Source organism: Spirochaetota bacterium (assembly GCA_034190085.1).
GTDB lineage: Bacteria > Spirochaetota > UBA4802 > UBA4802 > JAFGDQ01 > JAXHTS01.
This window is the reverse complement of sequence record JAXHTS010000012.1, coordinates 33,721-51,081: the sequence shown is the minus strand read 5'-3', so window position 1 is coordinate 51,081 and position 17,361 is coordinate 33,721. Positions and strand designations below refer to the sequence as shown.

20 protein-coding genes and 1 other RNA gene are annotated in these 17,361 nt (G+C 35.8%); 15 read left to right on the top strand and 6 right to left on the bottom strand.

Annotation, left to right across the window (positions count from 1 at the left end; translation table 11 throughout):
* Nucleotides 1-305: 305 nt before the first annotated feature.
* Nucleotides 306-905, top strand: coding sequence for a CsgG/HfaB family protein (locus SVZ03_02340; GenBank protein MDY6933047.1), 600 nt, complete (start codon nt 306-308; stop codon nt 903-905).
* A 235-nt stretch (nt 906-1,140) separates the two neighbouring features.
* Here SVZ03_02340 and guaB read toward each other — a convergent pair whose 3' ends face one another.
* Nucleotides 1,141-2,637, bottom strand: coding sequence for an IMP dehydrogenase (gene guaB, locus SVZ03_02335; protein MDY6933046.1), 1,497 nt, complete (start codon nt 2,635-2,637; stop codon nt 1,141-1,143).
* 243 nt (nt 2,638-2,880) lie between these two features.
* On the opposite strand from guaB, the gene SVZ03_02330 reads away from it, so the two are divergent.
* The 8 genes from SVZ03_02330 to SVZ03_02295 all read left to right on the top strand — a co-directional run bounded on the left by SVZ03_02330 (nt 2,881) and on the right by SVZ03_02295 (nt 8,759).
* On the top strand, nt 2,881-3,507 hold the full coding sequence (locus SVZ03_02330; protein ID MDY6933045.1) for a transposase: 627 nt from the start codon (nt 2,881-2,883) through the stop codon (nt 3,505-3,507).
* A 123-nt stretch (nt 3,508-3,630) separates the two neighbouring features.
* Nucleotides 3,631-3,783: a hypothetical protein gene (locus SVZ03_02325; GenBank protein MDY6933044.1), complete on the top strand. Its 153-nt coding sequence runs from the start codon at nt 3,631-3,633 to the stop codon at nt 3,781-3,783.
* A 42-nt stretch (nt 3,784-3,825) separates the two neighbouring features.
* Nucleotides 3,826-4,542 (top strand): transposase, encoded by a 717-nt coding sequence (locus tag SVZ03_02320; protein MDY6933043.1) that lies wholly within the window; start codon nt 3,826-3,828, stop codon nt 4,540-4,542.
* 63 nt (nt 4,543-4,605) lie between these two features.
* Nucleotides 4,606-5,400 carry a phospholipase A gene (locus SVZ03_02315; GenBank protein MDY6933042.1) on the top strand — a complete coding sequence of 265 codons (795 nt, stop codon included), beginning with the start codon at nt 4,606-4,608 and terminating at the stop codon, nt 5,398-5,400.
* A gap of 268 nt (nt 5,401-5,668) precedes the next feature.
* Nucleotides 5,669-6,967, top strand: a complete 1,299-nt coding sequence (gene eno / locus SVZ03_02310) for a phosphopyruvate hydratase (protein ID MDY6933041.1) — start codon at nt 5,669-5,671, stop codon at nt 6,965-6,967.
* The gene (locus SVZ03_02305) at nt 6,954-7,355 is read left to right on the top strand and encodes a hypothetical protein (GenBank protein MDY6933040.1); all 402 of its coding nucleotides are present in this window, start codon (nt 6,954-6,956) and stop codon (nt 7,353-7,355) included. Before eno ends, SVZ03_02305 begins: the two co-directional genes overlap by 14 nt.
* 167 nt (nt 7,356-7,522) lie before the next feature.
* The gene (locus tag SVZ03_02300) at nt 7,523-8,110 is read left to right on the top strand and encodes a DUF501 domain-containing protein (GenBank protein MDY6933039.1); all 588 of its coding nucleotides are present in this window, start codon (nt 7,523-7,525) and stop codon (nt 8,108-8,110) included.
* Nucleotides 8,091-8,759 carry a Sua5/YciO/YrdC/YwlC family protein gene (locus tag SVZ03_02295; protein ID MDY6933038.1) on the top strand — a complete coding sequence of 223 codons (669 nt, stop codon included), beginning with the start codon at nt 8,091-8,093 and terminating at the stop codon, nt 8,757-8,759. The genes SVZ03_02300 and SVZ03_02295 overlap by 20 nt, the downstream gene beginning before the upstream one ends.
* A gap of 8 nt (nt 8,760-8,767) precedes the next feature.
* Here the strand turns inward: SVZ03_02295 and SVZ03_02290 are convergent, their stop codons facing one another.
* Nucleotides 8,768-9,592 (bottom strand): hypothetical protein, encoded by an 825-nt coding sequence (locus SVZ03_02290; protein ID MDY6933037.1) that lies wholly within the window; start codon nt 9,590-9,592, stop codon nt 8,768-8,770.
* A gap of 28 nt (nt 9,593-9,620) precedes the next feature.
* A non-coding RNA gene (gene ssrS, locus SVZ03_02285) (6S RNA) lies at nt 9,621-9,807 on the bottom strand.
* Nucleotides 9,808-10,187: 380 nt separating this feature from the next.
* Here ssrS and SVZ03_02280 point away from each other — a divergent pair.
* The 6 genes from SVZ03_02280 to SVZ03_02255 all read left to right on the top strand — a co-directional run bounded on the left by SVZ03_02280 (nt 10,188) and on the right by SVZ03_02255 (nt 15,338).
* Entirely contained in the window at nt 10,188-10,397 is a 210-nt protein-coding gene (locus tag SVZ03_02280) for a hypothetical protein (GenBank protein ID MDY6933036.1), read from the top strand.
* Nucleotides 10,398-10,570: 173 nt separating this feature from the next.
* Complete coding sequence (locus tag SVZ03_02275) at nt 10,571-11,557, top strand: hypothetical protein (GenBank protein MDY6933035.1); 987 nt, start codon at nt 10,571-10,573, stop codon at nt 11,555-11,557.
* Nucleotides 11,558-12,036: 479 nt separating this feature from the next.
* Nucleotides 12,037-12,348 carry a hypothetical protein gene (locus SVZ03_02270; protein MDY6933034.1) on the top strand — a complete coding sequence of 104 codons (312 nt, stop codon included), beginning with the start codon at nt 12,037-12,039 and terminating at the stop codon, nt 12,346-12,348.
* A gap of 529 nt (nt 12,349-12,877) precedes the next feature.
* Nucleotides 12,878-14,095, top strand: coding sequence for an acyltransferase (locus tag SVZ03_02265; GenBank protein MDY6933033.1), 1,218 nt, complete (start codon nt 12,878-12,880; stop codon nt 14,093-14,095).
* Between the two features lie 145 nt (nt 14,096-14,240).
* Nucleotides 14,241-14,762 carry a DUF3795 domain-containing protein gene (locus tag SVZ03_02260; GenBank protein ID MDY6933032.1) on the top strand — a complete coding sequence of 174 codons (522 nt, stop codon included), beginning with the start codon at nt 14,241-14,243 and terminating at the stop codon, nt 14,760-14,762.
* Nucleotides 14,763-15,110: 348 nt separating this feature from the next.
* Nucleotides 15,111-15,338, top strand: a complete 228-nt coding sequence (locus SVZ03_02255) for a hypothetical protein (GenBank protein MDY6933031.1) — start codon at nt 15,111-15,113, stop codon at nt 15,336-15,338.
* Between the two features lie 238 nt (nt 15,339-15,576).
* Here the strand turns inward: SVZ03_02255 and SVZ03_02250 are convergent, their stop codons facing one another.
* The 3 genes from SVZ03_02250 to SVZ03_02240 form a co-directional block, all read right to left on the bottom strand.
* Complete coding sequence (locus SVZ03_02250; GenBank protein ID MDY6933030.1) at nt 15,577-16,428, bottom strand: NAD(P)H-dependent oxidoreductase; 852 nt, start codon at nt 16,426-16,428, stop codon at nt 15,577-15,579.
* Nucleotides 16,421-16,594 carry an NAD(P)H-dependent oxidoreductase gene (locus SVZ03_02245; GenBank protein MDY6933029.1) on the bottom strand — a complete coding sequence of 58 codons (174 nt, stop codon included), beginning with the start codon at nt 16,592-16,594 and terminating at the stop codon, nt 16,421-16,423. Before SVZ03_02245 ends, SVZ03_02250 begins: the two co-directional genes overlap by 8 nt.
* A gap of 194 nt (nt 16,595-16,788) precedes the next feature.
* Nucleotides 16,789-17,235: an OsmC family protein gene (locus SVZ03_02240; protein ID MDY6933028.1), complete on the bottom strand. Its 447-nt coding sequence runs from the start codon at nt 17,233-17,235 to the stop codon at nt 16,789-16,791.
* Nucleotides 17,236-17,361: the final 126 nt, after the last annotated feature.

The following is a 17,361-nucleotide window of genomic DNA, read 5'->3' as shown; positions in this document are numbered from 1 at the left end:
AATGGTCGAGTATGCTTCGTTTCTTGTTTTCCAGTCACTGCAGAAATAATTATTCGTTATATCATAGGTGTAGTGTTATTTCCTTTGTTAAATGTACTACAGGACTGAAATATGAAAGGACATTCACTTCTTTATAAAGCTAAGTTTTATCCTTGTAATTTTTATACATTTATTTTTTTATAGTAATGTAGTTTCAATATGATTCCCAACCTGTTATTATAGTGTGGGATTTTCAGATAAACCAAGTCCTTTTGAAAGAATAATTTCTATTGATTATATGCATATATCCTATGGAGGCAGGGTAGATGAGAAAATTTGTAATCTTACTTATAGGTGTTACAGCTTATATCTGTGCATGCGTGCATGCAGATAGTACAATCATTAAACGTCAAGCAATCTCCAAAATAAAAAGAGTGGCTATAATCCCACTAAAATCATCTGATGCAATAACATGGGACTCAATTGCAGATAGCTTATCAATGTATCTAATGAGGACAAATCTCGAAATTATAGACCGTCAAATTCTTGAAAAATTGTTAAAAGAGCAGAATATGACCATGGCTGGAATTATTGATAATCCAAATTTGGCTGTTGGGAAGTTGAAGGGAGTAGACGCATTAATATATGGTAATGTAAAAGTAGTTGCTACCCATGAGAAAAGTACACCAGCTTGGAAACAGTGTTGTAGCTGTTTAACATTATATATTTGGACTCCAGCACCAACATCAAAGACGACAAATTATGCAAGTTTTGCCAGTGCAAAATTGATAGATATTCAAAATGGTGTAACCTTAATGATAGTCACTTATGAATGTGATTCTGCTAAATCACCAAAATCCGTAGCTAAAGCAATGGCAAAAGAATTCTATAAAGTATTTAATATTAAAGCTGAATTTGAGAAGTAAACTTTTATTTGAGAGTCCGAAGACGTTTTCACTTATATCAAACGGGCAATAGGTATTCAATAGTAAATTAGCTTACCAGAAACTGAGATTATCATTCTTTTTAGGTGGGGGAAAATGAAGAATTTGTTATTCATCTTCCATTATACTACAAGCAGAGGAATATATTTAATGTATTACGAAGATTTGATACCTTTCAAGTAAATAGGGATTACATTGAGGTTAATAATAAAAGTGACTACATATACTTTAACTCTTTATATGAATGCATATCATGTATTCCACCCTCTTTCTGTGCTGAAAAGGACCTGAGTTCAAATCTTATATCTCCTGAATAGAGCATATGATGTAATTTTTTAATATTTTTTGCACCAATATCCTGAAATGAATGCTTAAGGCCTTGAACCAAATAGGGTACATATTCGAGTATCGAGCCCTTATCTACGACAGCTCCGGATACTCCCTGGGCTACCTTTAAGTTGTCATCATCAACAAAGTATCTCTTCCCACCACCCTTTTCCATAGCCTCGAATGAGGCCATACCTCTATATCTTTTTAGTCTGACACCATCTTCATAGAAGTAGTCCCCTGGGGCTTCTTCAGTACCAGCAAACATTGATCCCATCATTGCCAGCGAGGCCCCTAAAGCAAGAGCTTTGATAATATGCCCTATATTCGATATCCCGCCATCAGCTATGACCGGTATCCCATAATCCTTCGCATATTTAGCGCATCTGTAAACAGCGGTTGCTTGAGCTCTGCCCACCGCCATTGTGGTTTGGGTAGTGCATATTGAACCAGCTCCCATGCCAACCCTTAGGGCATCAACTCCTGCTTTTATTAAACTCTCGCATTGATATTCAGTGACTACATTCCCGCCGATTATATTAAGAGAGGGGTATCTCTTCTTAATGTACTTAATCAATTCAATCTGATAAATCGAATTGCCCTGAGCTGAGTCTATTACAACAACATCTATTCCGGCCTTCACTAATTCATCCAATCTATCCCTTGACTCATCTCTAGTGGATATCGCAGCACCAACCATCAATTGTTTTTGGTCATCTTTTGATGCAAAGGGATACTCTTTATTGGTTAATAAATCATTTCTACACATCAAGGCAATAAGATTTCCATTCTCATCTATTATTGGAAGTTTGCCCTTCTTGGATTTTTTCAGAATTTCATTTGCCTCTGAGAGTGATATATTTTTGTCTGCTGTAAGCAGGTCCCTTGTCATTACTTCAGAGAGCCTTCTTCTCTTGTCAATCTCAAAGTCGATATCCCTATTTGTTACAATCCCAACTAATTTAGAATTGAGTTTCCCATCAACTGTGATTGGTATACCGGAGAAACCGTATTTGTCCTTTATCTTATCAATGTCTCCTATAGTGTTGTCAGGGGATAATACAATTGGGTCCATTATAAAACCCTTTTCGAATCTCTTCACCTTATGGATCTCTTCTATCTGTTCTTCAATAGTATTATTATAATGGACAATCCCTATTCCACCTACAAGCGCCATACTGATTGCCATCCTCGATTCAGTAACCGTGTCCATTGGGCTTGAAATAAGCGGCTTTTTAATTTTAAGATTTCTTGTAAGATTTGATTCAAGATCAACCTCATCCGGTGTGAAATCAATATATCCTGGAAGAATAATAAAGTCATTGTATGAAAGGCCATTTGTAGTAATAAAAATTTCTTCTCCGGAACAGCAATTCTTTTTCTCCATTCTACTTTCCTATATTGGTTGTGAATAACATATATTCAATACTTGAATATAAGTATACTGATACCCAAAAAAAAATGTATGTCAAGCAAGTTGTATTATTTTTATTGATGGCACGTGAGGGTTGGCGGGAACTGGGGCTAATTTTGTTATTTTGTTTTTGTCTTTATAAAATATTGTTTTAAAAATAATATTTATTTTTAAAATATCCTTAAAATTTGGGATATTTTGAAGGGATATGACGGAATGAAAAGGATAAAAGAAAATCAGAGTGATCAAGGGATACTTTTTTTAAATCATTATGTAGGAGATCGCCTTTGTGAGGATGATGAAGTTTTTCTATTCAAGGATTTATTAGAAAAATTAGATATAGGTTCCATAACAGCTAGTTACAGCAGGGAAGGAGGGAAGAAGTTTTCTCCTCAGGATCAGTTGAGTATATTATTGTATGCATTTTATAAGGGTATAACCAGCAGTGTGAAGATAGCAGAATTAGTGAGGACTGATTTACGTTTTATATATTTAGTGGGTGGTCATATAATAAAACGCAGGACAATATGTGATTTCAGGATAAAGCATAGAGAGGCGATCAGAGAGTTATTTGAATCATCAGTATTCTTAGCCGTGGATGCTGGGATTGTAAGAAATAATAGCTTATTTGCATTGGACGGTAGCAAGATTGAGGCACAGGCGAGTTTTAGTAAGACGCGAAAGAAGTCTGAATGGATCAATAGGCAGAAGGAGATAGTTGAACACGTTGAGAGATATTTAAGAGAATGGGAGGAGCAGGATGAATTGGATGAGGATATTGAAGAGAGGAATAGAGAGAAGATCATAAAGAGACTGGATGCCCTAAAGGATGGCCAATATTGATGCAAAGAAGATACATCTGCTGAAGGTAGTGGCGATAATGATCAAAGAGGATTTTCTTTAGTTGACAAAGAAGATGTTTCTTTTCAAGAGGGGAGTAAAGCTGTTTATAAGAAGAATAGAATAGTGATCCAGAAATTGGATGATACAGATAAATTGCTGACAGAATATGATTCCATAGAAGTTCTTCTTGATGAATATGGATCATCAGATGGAGATATGTTTTTAAATATAACAGATACTGATTGTCGTGTTATGCAAAGTGATAGTATTACCTAGGAATGTTACAATGTTCAGGCGATATCTAATAATCAAATAATTGTGGCAGCAGATATAACTCAAGATGAAAATGATCAATATCAATTGGAACCGATGGTAGAACAGCTTAAAGATAATATTGACCTTGGAGAAGAGAATATTGATGCGTACATATCAATGTTTAATCGTAGTGAGAAGACCGATTTGGGGAAGAATAAATTTCATAAGGAAAATTTTGAATTTGATGAAGATAATGATATCTGGGTTTGTCCTGCAAGAGAGTCTTTGGAATTTATGAGGGAATTCATTAGGGATGGGAAGAAATATACTCAATATGGCTGCAAGCTTAAGAAGTATGTGTTCTGTCATGAAAGAGAGGTTTGCATAATCACAAAGGAAGACATAAGGCGCGGATATCGAACAATAGAGGACGATGGCTATGTAGTATATAGACAAGAGATGAGGAAAAAGATGTCTGGAGATAATGCGAAAGCAATATATTCTAAAAGAGCAGGCAGTATTGAGCCGGTTTTTGGACAGATTAAAAATAATCGCAATTTTACTAGATTTAGATTGAAGGGTCTGCTGAAGGTAAAGCTCGAATTTCTAATAATGACAATAAAACTAATTTATGTATTAATGAATGCTAATAAAGTAGTGATGGGGGAAAGAAATAGTATTACAATTAAATTATGTAAAAATTTGGCCCTGTTCCCACCAACCCCCCTTTTTCAGGAAGTCTTAATTTTTTGCCAAAAAATACACAACCATTATGGTTAAGATTTTACATAATGTTTGTTATAAATAATATTAAATATACTATCAGAACAATGGGTTATGAAAATGAGAAAAATTACAATTATTCTAGTTTTATGTATGCTTTTAGCTATAGTACCCACTATTTCAGGAAAAATTTTATCAGGAAGTTATACTGATATGCTATTTAAAAAGGATAAAACATTTCCACTATCAACATACATCCCGATGTACTTTGTTGATGGTCATCCAAATGCAAAGGTACTGATGAGTTTTAAGTACCAGTTCATTGAATCATTTAATCTATTCTTTGGATATAATCAGTTTATGTTTTGGGACATTCATGAAAAATCACGTCCATTTAGGGATATCAATTTTAATCCACATCTATTTTATCATATACCCATAGATTGGGGCCTATTAGACTCAGTTCAGCTTGGTATCTATGAACACAAGTCTAATGGGAAGGATGAATATGATTCACGTTCATATGACAGTAATTACCTGAAAATAATTATGGGGAAAGTGGGGAAAAATTATATCCTACGACTTACATTTCACCCATATGTGTTGTATCAACTCGATAAAACCAACAGAAATATCAGGGAATATATGGGATGGTGGGAGGCTGATCTAGTGGCTGGCTGGCTTTTTAGTGGATCATTTGAGGCTATTGCATTGTATACCAGAATATTTGCAGGAGGAGTTGAAGGAACAGACTTTTCAAAGGGTGGTCAGGAGGCTCTTTTTATAATTCGGTTAAACATACTGGGAGCGCACCCGGCTATATGCCTGCAATTTTATCATGGGTATGCTGAATCCCAATTGGAATACGATAAAAATGAAACTGCATACAGGATTGGACTTATGCTATATATTTAAATACCATTTGATATTCATGCTTGACGGATTTTCAAGATATATATTGAACTGGGGTCTTATGACAGATATGATGGGTAAATTAGTAGAATTATTCAGATTATTAAGAGAGGAAATACCAGCTTAATTTTTAGCGAAAAAATTCCCGTTTTCATTGAAGCGATACAATATATAAAATTTGCTTGAAATAATTATTAAAAAAATGGATAATGAATAAGTTATTTTGTTTAGTATTTAGTAATATATTTAAGGCTATAATGGGAGTGAAGATATGACAATAATAATAGGAGTTCAAGCGAGAGAGATATTGGATTCCAGAGGGAATCCTACTGTTGAGGTTGATGTGGAGCTGTCATCTGGGGTAATTGGACGAGCTGCTGTTCCATCTGGGGCTTCAACAGGCGAACATGAAGCGGTTGAATTGAGGGATGGAGATAAGAAGAGGTATGGCGGAAAGGGTGTCCTAAGGGCAGTAGATAATGTAAATGATATAATATCAGGCGCTATTATTGAGATGGATGCGGTTAACCAGATTGAAGTAGATAGAACGCTTATTGATTTGGATGGAACTCCGAGTAAGTCAAAATTAGGTGCAAATGCTATTCTTGGTGTTTCATTGGCATGTGCCAATGCGGTGGCGCAGACATTAGAGATACCCCTTTATAGATATATTGGCGGGATCGGAGCCTGTGAATTGCCAGTCCCCTTTATGAATATACTTAATGGAGGGAAGCATGCTGATAATAATGTCGATATTCAGGAATTTATGATAGCTCCGGTTAGCGCAAATAGTTTTCGGGAGGCCTTTCGTCAGGGTGTTGAAACTTTCCATTCATTAAAGAGCGTATTACAGAAGAAGGGTCTAAATACTTCTGTTGGTGATGAGGGAGGATTCGCTCCAGATTTAAAATCAAATGAGGAAGCTATAGAGGTTATCCTCGAAGCAATAGAGAAGGCGGGTTTTAAACCTGGTGTTGATATATATCTTGCGCTGGATCCGGCTTCAAGTGAATTCTATAGAGATGGCAAATACATTTTAGAAGCAGAGAAAAAGTCAAAGAAGACACCTGAAGAGATGGTGGAATTTTATTGTAACTGGATTAGAAAGTATCCGATTATTTCGATTGAGGATGGCATGGCTGAGGATGATTGGACGGGTTGGCGTCTGCTTACAGATGAGTGTGGTGATAAGATACAGATTGTGGGCGATGACCTCTTTGTTACAAATATACAGAGGTTGAAGAGGGGTATTGAGGAGGGTGTAGCAAACTCAATACTCATTAAGCTTAATCAGATCGGCACATTAACTGAAACTATTGAGACAATAGAAATGGCACATAGGGCTGGATATACATCCATGGTCTCACACAGGTCTGGGGAAACAGAGGATGCTACAATAGCTCATCTATCAGTTGCTATGAATACTGGTCAGATTAAGACTGGTTCAGCCTCAAGGACTGATAGAATTGTAAAGTATAATCAACTATTGAGAATTGAGGAAGAGCTAGGGATTATGTCGAAGTTTGCCGGTAAAGAGGCCTTATATAGTATCAGCAATGCAAAAAAATAGTTTTTCATTATTTCTTTTACTCTTCTTCCTCATCGGTGTTTATTGCTTTATATTTGGAGAAAGCGGTTGGATAGAGAATAAGCGTTTACAGAAGGATGAGAAGCGACTTATCAATCGAATCGAGGATATTGAAGAAGAGAATAGAAAATTGAGTGAATTATATAGAAGATATGAAAATGGAGATTTTTATAAGGATAAGGCGGTAATTGCAGGTTATATTGAAGATGATGAGAAGTTGATCTTTTTAAAGGGAAGGGAAGAGTATTACAAGACATCCGATAAGAGAAGGATTAATGATACTAAATATACTATTGGTCTAGAGCATATAAGGATATTTTGGATAATTGTATCAATTATGATTGTATTTTTCTATTTCACCAAGAGATAACTTATTTATAATATAAGAGTAAATACACTGAATGCCATCATTCCGTGATAAGGGTGGGTGATGGCTTTTTCATCTTTAGTGCGATGATCAGATACGATTATTGAAGTGATATACTTGTTTTTTATTGCACCTTTGATGATAAATTTAGGAGGAAATTATTTTTAGAAATGAATTTAGATAGCTCATATTGTATATTTCAGGAGTATAATGAGAATGATATTAATATAATTAAATGGCAGTTGGAATGTAAGAGTGTTCATATTGGAAGCATAATTGAGAGATGTAGACATGGATTTCCATTCATTATATTATTGAATCCAAAAAAGATGATCAATGGGAAGGAGCAGCTGAATTATGAAGCTCTATCAAATTTAATGTGGTTGACATGCCCTTATTTAAATGATAAAATCCATATAATAGAGTCAGTAGGTGGCATACAACGGATATCAGAAATTATTTTATCTGATAATTTACTGACTTCAAAAATGGAAAAGGCGCATGCTAACTTTTATTTTTTAAGAAGCGCTATTTTCCATAAATTTATTGGAGAAAACATCCCACAACAGAGGATTGACTTGTTCAATACCGGAATTGGGGGAATAAGGAATATATCAATGCTAAAGTGCCTGCATATGCATTTTAGCCATTTTAGGATTTGTGAGGATAACATAGCAGGATTATTAACCTTTCGTTTACTTGAAGAAAAGTGTAGTTGCGATGAGGTGTTATGTGAAGATGCATCGAAAAAAGGCTGAGATAATCACAATTAAAAAACTCAGGAAGGATGGATCTCTCTGTAAAGAGACCATGGATAGGATATATCGTTCAGTATTGAACAGAGAAATCGTTGTTATGCCAACTGATAGTGTTTATGGAATAATCACTTTGGGCATGTCTGATCTGAGACAAAGATTTTCAGAGATTACAAATTGGGCTGAGACAAAATTTGTGAGACTAATCTCATCATTCAAGATGCTTGGAAATATCGCTTCTATAAATAAATTTGAATATGATTTTTTAAATAGAATATGGCCGGGGGAGGTCACTGTTTTATTGAAAAATGTGATGGATGATGTTCATAATGATGAAGATAATCGAATAGCTGTTAGATTCCCCAAAATTAGATTTTTACATGAATTGATTGATCTAATTGGTGATCCATTGTTACTTATGGATGCTTTAAATGGAAGGGGTATTACACTTTGTAGAAGAAAGGATATTGTAGATGCCTTTAATGATCGTGCAGATTTAATACTTATAGTGGAAGAACTATGTCGAAAGTATCCATCTTGTAGTTGTGTTGACATTAGCACTGATTGTCTAAAAATAATTGAGGAGGGCAAGGTCTGTTCTGAAGAAATAAGATCACTTTATTTTTTAGGCAAAGCTGATGATGTTGTGTAAGCCAAGGATTATACAATTTTGTCAATATAAATATGATTTTTCCCAAAAATGTGAACATAGCCTGTGGATATTTTGTTTTTTTTATTATAAGACCTTAACCTCTGGCTGATGAAGTCTTTTCTCGCTAGAATATTTTTCCCAATTTTATTTGCCGCAAAGCATTTAACTTCCTTATTTTGATTGATTACATCGATTATTAGGAAGTAATTTATACTTTTTTCTCTCCATACTTGCGATCTGGAGAACAGGTCAACTACTTTCAGTAGTCTGTCGTCTATTTTTATATATTTTTCATCTGAATCATAATTTGTGAAAACTTCAGAGTTATTAGATTCAATAATACTTAACTCTTTGTAGGGGATGATGAACCATGAGCCATTTCTATAAAAAGTGATCCATTTGAACGGTCTACTGCTTTTATCGATTTTAATATCCCTATATTTTTTGCGATAAAGATATATTTTATGATCAAGTTTAGGGAATTCACTTATGCTCTTGTCTGTTAATTCAACTATTTTTGAATGGAGGTGGTATAAAGCATTAAAATTAATTCCATCATGAGAATATTTTTTTTTGTACTCCTTGAGTAGGGATTTCAGCTTCAAAATATACTCTTTCCCTGACATTGTGTTAAAACATGAATGTATTGAGGATAAAATGTCAATTTGACTCACGATCTCATCATATGCTGAATCGAAATCTGAATACTGTCTCTCTAATTGAAAGAGTTGTTTCTCGATAATTCCTATTATATCTTCAATCCCCTGTATATTATTCTGCCAGAACTCTCTATATCTTTGATATTTTGAGTAATAGTTATCTTCTTGCTTCATTATAACCAGATCCGAGGTTTAGAAATAGATTTTACCCGCTGTTGCCGTGTAGGTAATTATTTTTGAAGTACTTTAAACACACGTGGGTTCCCGCATGAAGGCTTCCATCTTCTTCGTCATTGGAAGCATGATTTCCACTCTCAGATTTGAGATCCCATTTGTGATGGTGTTGACTCAAAAATATTTTATACCTATCACGCGCAACGCAGGTAAACCATGATATATATTATTATTAAGATGTGGGCAACAAAAAAAACAATACTTTCTTTTTTTTCGGCTAATTCTCTTAAAGGAATAAATTATTCTTGTCTTTATAATAATATGAGCTTAATAGAACAAGTAATTATATGAAATGGATAAATACTAGTTTCTTTCTCCTATTTAAGTAATAAGGGTATCAATTACATTTAGAGAAGTGGAAAAAATGAAAAATAAAAGAGTTCACCTATTTGTATCGTATTTTAATATTTTATACTTCTTTGAGATTATCTATTTAATGTTTGCTTTTCTAGCCATATACAATAACTCATTATTTATAGTATTGGGAATCCTGTTAGCGATTCTATTGTCTATTCATATAATAGGTTTATATTTTATGTCAGAAATAAGCAGAAAGGTTCAATTGTTTCTAATGGATATTCATCTCGCTTATTCTATTCCCTTTTTTATAAATATCCTAATAGAGGGATATCATGGCAGTATAATTGATTATGGACTTGTTATAGCAAGAGCTATTATCGCCTCTTTTGAGATAATATATATTTTCATTCTAACGGATAAAAATGTAATAAGTGAATTTGCTTGATAGTATACCATAATTGCCCTATTGATTACTTCTCAACCTTATCCATTACCAGCAGTAAGATTAGTTAATGGTAAAAACAAGTGATTGTGAATTTATGATATTATATATAACATTGAGAATCCGGATTGACATTATATAATGCATATGAGACTTAATATTTTAAGGCGAATATCATGAAAGAGATTTTATTAAGGACACACAGCAACAATATACTTGGTGAGGAATTGCACAATGTTGGATTTATTGTAAAGGATATAGGGCAGCTACATTCGTTGGATGAAATTATAAAATCTGATAATATATCATCCGTTGATTGCGCTATTATTGAGATTGTTGATGAGAATATTGAAGAGTTAATAAATGTCGTAAATGCTCTAAACACTATTCCAGTGCGAATCATTGGTTTAGTTTATCAGGTTACTGATAGGATAAGGAATTTTTTAATTAATAATGGTATAGCGGATCTTATTATATCTCCTGAGGTTAGGAGAATTGTTAGTTATATTGATATTATAGATAGGAATACTCATTCCTGCAAAGGAAAAATACTAATTCTCGATGATTCCATAGCTAGAAATAATATTTTAATAACCATACTTAAAAGATTTCATTATAAGCCGATTGTTTCAAGCAATATTGATGAATTTTTTGATGCTTTAGGTGAAGGTAATATCCAATTAGTGTTAGTTAGTCTTGGCGTTAAGGATTTTGATATCAATTATTTTATTAAGAGATCATATGCATCAGCGGGTATTAATCAGGTTCCAATTATTCCCTACAAGGATTCCATAGAGGGTCTTTTTGTTCATGAACTTATCTCAGGTTTAAATCGCTTAGCAAAGGTTATTCTATCTTCAGATGAACTCTATAGTTATCTTATAGATTTATTCTTCCGAAGGGAGCTTTCACACATTGTTGGTATGTTTAATGAATCTGTTGGGAATGACATTTTAGTTCAATTCAATAAAGGATCATTGAAGAGTATACACTATTCTCTGATTGATGATATATTTTCAATGGATAATATTCTTGAAGAAGACCGGATGATGAGAATAAAGGGTATTATGAATTCTATCAATGATACTTTAATCAAAGCAGATGGTTTAAGATGGTTGGTAATAAAAGATATAATCAAAACGCCCATTGGTGTGAGTTTTTAAAAGATAATCAGTGAACATTGTTAATGTTATTTTTTAGTCTATTAATATCCCATCTATAATAATATAGAAGAATCATTTAAATGTTGACATTTTGTTATTTATGAAGTATAAAATTATATAGATAATATTCTCTTTACTTAAAAGATTTATCTGGATTGAGATTTTTATAAATTGAAGAGATTGAATTATTAAGTGAACCTGTATTTGTAGGAGGATCTTTCAATACTGAATTCGATTATCATGGAGGGACAAAGTAATTCTCACAAGTGGTTGAAATTCGTTGATGCTGGGTTGTTGAAGTAATCCTTTTCCCTTCTCATAAAAGCTTGGAAAAATAAATAGAAGTAATTAAGCTGAAATATCTCCTAAAGAAGCCTGATGAAATAGCAACATTCATATTGAGGATACATTGATATTTATTTCACTTAATAGTAATGACAAAATTATTGCTAATGATTCAGAGATAGGGAGTAATAATTATGAATAAGGATACTGAAAGAGATTATAAGATCGGCGAATTTATGATAGAGAATGGGATAATTACAAAGAAGGATTTAGATGAAGCGGTTAAACTTCAGAAAGATAATTCTCAAAGGCTGATAGGTGAAATATTAGTTACACAAGGCGTAATATCTAAAGAAGAATTAGTTATGGCACTTCAACTGTTTTATGTAGATACTGATTCTAATCCTCAACATGTTGATGAGTGGTTGGATCAAGATGAGATAGATATGCTGTTAGAGAGAATGCAGTCTGGGAAAAAATTGGAGCATAAAAATCAAGAGCAATGAATATTACAGGGATTTCAATAATGTTGTTCCTTTCTATTATTAGGGTAGATATTTTTATAAATATTTAAATATTATTATATTGGATTCATATATTCTTAAAATTCCCAGATTTAATTGAAGCGATACATATAACATAATACGCAATTCTTTGGATAACTCCTGCTCATATTTAATTGTTATACGCAATGCTACCCCCGAAACAAATACACGTCTTCCTTGACTAGCTAATAATAAAAAAATTATATCTTTACCGATACAAAGGATTATTCCTATAGATTGTTATTATTGTGATGACACGGACGTTTCGCACTGTGCCATCGCACTGCGGATTGTAATCTGCAGCGTGTTATGCAGATAAAATTAGTTGACATACATGTGAATATTTAGAAAAATCTACGCTAATAATTATATAAATCTTTAGTTACACAGAAAATAATATACTAACTTATTTGGCAAAATTAGGTCGTGCACCATCGGGTAATTCGCTTTAAAGCGTAAATATATGGACTCGGTTGGAAGGTCTACTGTTATGATGATTCGTGCGGTTGAGTACAAGCAGGATGAAGCAAGCGCAACATTCGATTTGACAGAAGTATCTGGGCGGAAGGTCGAGTTCGACTATCTACGCGCGTTTGTAGTTACTCTTGTGCTGTTCCAGCACGCGATTCTCGCCTACACCAAATACGCTTTCATCAATTTTGAGAACCCGATCGCGAATTCCAATCCGGTTGTAAACGAGCAGCGGTGGATCGGATTTGATTTGATTGTGGCGTTTAACGAAACGTTCTTCATGCCGTTGCTGTTCTTGATCTCCGGCATGTTTGTCTGGCAGAGTTTAGCGAGAAAGGGCGCCCGGAAATTCCTTAGAGATCGCCTGACAGGGCTCGGTCTTCCCTTTGTCATCGGTGTTTTGTTCCTGATTCCCCTGGCCTACTACCCGGCGCAGCTTCAAATAGGACTGATTACCGGAGCAGACCTCAGCTATAGCGCATTCTGGTTCGGAATGGTCCGATCCGGCTTCAGGACCGCTGGTCCCCTTTGGTTTTTATGGCTGCTGCTGGCTTTCAACTGCCTGGCTACCCTTATGTACCGAGTTGCTCCTTACCCAGGAGGTCTCATCAGAGGGCGATTGACTATCATCCTTGATCACCCCTTAGCGTTTTTTGGTGCATTGTTTGGAATCTCAATAGCCGCGTATCTGCCTATTGCAATCATTTACGGACCGTTGGAGTGGATTGGAATCGGGCCCTTTAATGCACAGGCTAGCCGAATATTGCTCTATCTTGTGTACTTCCTTGCGGGCACCACGGTTGGGGCATGCGGATTTGACCGCAGCGCGTTCAGATCTGATGGCGTGCTCGCCAAGCGTTGGTGGGTGTGGTTAACTATGGGCCTGATCTCTTTCATTGTGTTTATCATCATGCTCGTAGTTGTATCTGATATAGAGCGAACCATTTTCAGTGAGATTGCTTTCGTAGTCTGCTGCGGGACCACTGTATTCGGGATGATTGGACTCTTTCTTCGGTTTGTAAAACAGCGAGTGGGTGTTTTGGACAGCTTGAGCGAAAACTCATACGGAATCTATGTTGTTCACTACGTTTTTGTAACCTGGCTTCAGTACTTGTTGTTGCGAAGCGCCCTTGCTCCCAGCATTAAGGGAATGATGGTGTTCATAGGCACATTGATTCTCAGTTGGGGGTCGGTTGCCGCTATTCGACGCATATCAGTAGTAGCGAAGGTTATTTAAGCCGGATATGGGAAGATAGACCTTGCCGAACAGGGCGCTGCACCGGACACTGATTTTGTAGTACTTCCTAATCACTGGTGAGCTTGAACGTTTTGGTGCTAAAGGCAAATAATAGATCAATTAAAATTAAAGATGGGGAACAGTCATGCAAAAAAAAGAAAATCACTCAGGAGAGTTAGATAAGAGTTTAGCTGCTGTATGTGGCCTTTACTGCGAGGCATGCACATTGTTCATTGCCACGATGGAAGACCCGATAAGACTTAAGGAACTGGCAGCACGTTTTCAGCTTTCAGAGGAAGTTATGAAGTGTTATGGATGCCGGTCGTCCAAGAGAGGACCTTATTGCGAGACATGCAAAATGTCCGCCTGCGCTGCTGAACGAGGAATCGATTTTTGTTTTAAATGTGTGGAGTATCCATGCAATGATTTGAAACAGTTTCAATCTGAGAGACCTCATCGGATAGAGCTTTGGGACGACCTGGAGCGGATTAAGAATATCGGTTATCAACACTGGCTAAAGGAAATTAAAGAAAACTACACCTGTCCCCAGTGCCGGAGCATTAATTCCGCGTATGATCTAAAATGTAGAAAGTGTGACGAAGAACCGAGTTGCGATTACGTAGCAAAACACAAGCAGGCGATCGAGCAGGTTTTGAAGAACCTATAATTAAAGCTGAGTATAACGAGACGTTCAAGAGGGTCGCGGCAAAAAAAGTGATTTCGGAAAAAACAGATCAATTCCTATGCGCTACAGGTTCAATCAAAAAGGTTTAAGCGTAAAGACAAATATAGTTGATTATAGAGAAGCATTTCATATGTAAAAGGTGCGAAATGATTTTTTTGTTAAGCTACAGGAATTACTTCAAACACAGCAATGCAGGGATGAGTCCGGCTTACATTGCCTCACCTGACTGTAATTCGCTGTGCTCTATAATGGCAGTTAATCACTCTCTTTGTGCTGATGAATTGAAGAAAAAACTGCCGGTTATAAATAATAAAAGGAGGTAAAAGTGGAATGAACCACCCACAGGAAAAATTTAAAGGTGAGAAAACAAAAATCATAACAGAGATTGCAGAATTATCCAGGCTTCTTGGGATGATACCGTCAGATGATACGATTGAGATTCATGAACCTGTAACTCAAAATAAAATGGTTTTATCAGATTGGATCAGTGCTACGAGAGATTCGTTTCTAAAATTATCTCTATCGATAAGCAAAGAACTGGATATTCAGTTGCAGTAGTAGAGACGAACCTATAATTCTTGTGAATAGCTTTTCGTACATTAGATGTCAAACCTCACGCCGATGGCAATGTCATTAGGTAGGGTAATTTCCATGGAATATCTATCTGCCTTAAATGACCGCTTCTATGCCCAAAGGGATATATCTATGAAAGTATCTGAATACACAAACAGGCTAATTCGCTTCCTATTTTTTAAAAAATTTTCCCATCTCTAGGAATTCTGTGTTCCCCTCCACTTCATATTTCCCTGCTATAAACATCTCTGTGCCGTCTGCTGTCGGTTACGATATCCATCCACATATCAAAAGGGCTTTTTATTATTAGGTCTGGTTTGTCTGATTTCCCTTCCTTTGCTTTGATCGTTCCATCTGAGATTATGAGATGACATACGTCTTCCACCCTGCCTGTAAATTCAAACTGCAATGTCGCTTTTGTATCACCCGCAGCTTCAGGATTAAATCCCATTGGCATTAGGAGCAAAAAAGTTTCGACTGAATCGGGCCTGGGCATCATGCCTTTTTTTGCAAATTTTTTCTTGGTTATCCCTTCGGCAATGCAGCTCCCCCACATGCAATTTGCAATTTTTACAAAATCAGAAGTATTATCAGATAGTGGCTGTTCTATACGTGCCAGTGTTTCCGGGGAAATCCTGTAAGTCTCCACGGGTTCCTTTCCAGCTTGAGTGGTGGCGTCGAGTATATCTTTTTGTTTATCTATGTTTGCGTACATAAATTCGGCACCAGGCCGGTAGATTTCAGCCCATAGTCTCCCTTCTTCCTGATCTTCAAAAAGAAATTTCGCATAATGCATCAAGCTACCAAAGGCGGACCTTTCAGGGAAACCGCATACAGAAAGAACCACAGCCGCAGGGTGCTTCCTTCGAAGGGGGTGAACCCAGCGTCCTTTCCTTTCTAGGATGAAGGGTTCGTAAATGGGAAAAGTTCTCTCTATAAAGGTCTTCATGATTGCATTGACAGTGTGATGAAATAGAGGTGTGGCATATATAACCAGGTCGGATTCCAGCCATTTTGGGAAGAGATCCCCTGTCATGTCGTCCTTGAGCACACATTTCCTAGGGTTTTTAGTCATACATGTATAGCATCCCACACAGTTTTTTAATTTCTTTTCCCGCAAGGTTTACAACATCAACGTCAGCTCCTGCCCCCAGCATTCCATTAACTAGGTGATTAAGCATTAACTTAGTCTTGCTCTCACCCTCTGATCGTGCACTTGAATTAAGGGCTAATACTTTCATAATATGAGCCTCCCTATTAATTTAATTGATAGGATTTACTTACTGAATAATTATAAAAAAGTTATGTCAATATTTAATCGGTTTTATGGATCATGAAATATGCCATAGATGAATTTGCCATAACCCACAGCCAATTAAGAATTTCTTTTATCAGTCAATGCTCTCTTTGATTAAGTCATAATTCTGTTCTCTGCTTACCTCTCTTGTGAAGCGGTAAGCCTGTATTCGGTTGTTACATCAACATTGTTCTTCATCACTTGCCACACAGGGCATACAGATTCTTCAGCCAGTTGAATTGCTTTTTGAATGTCCTTGTCCTGCGTATCATCGGAGGTTAAAATAAATTCGAGAAGTATTTTTTCAAATTTGATTGGGAGCTGATTTCGCCTTATACCCTTTGCATTTATTTTCAAGCCAGATACATTCTTACCCATATCCCTCAGCAAACACACAATAGTTGTGCCACTGCATCCTGCAAAACTCATTAGCAATAGTTCAAGACCATTGAAACCTTGTCCATCACCAATGGGAGGGAAAAAATCGAAGATAATTGGGTTGTCAGGATTGGATTGTGAGATGCCAGTGAATTGAACTTTATCATTAGTCAAATCAACACTCACCTGCTCAAGTTCTTCAGCCATAATAGACCTCCTTCGATAGATCAGTTTATATATTGTTATTTGATAGGAGCAACAATAGCCGACTCCTAAAAGAAATCAACAAGAATTGATAATCTATCACAAATATCACCAGGGAATCAAATAAAA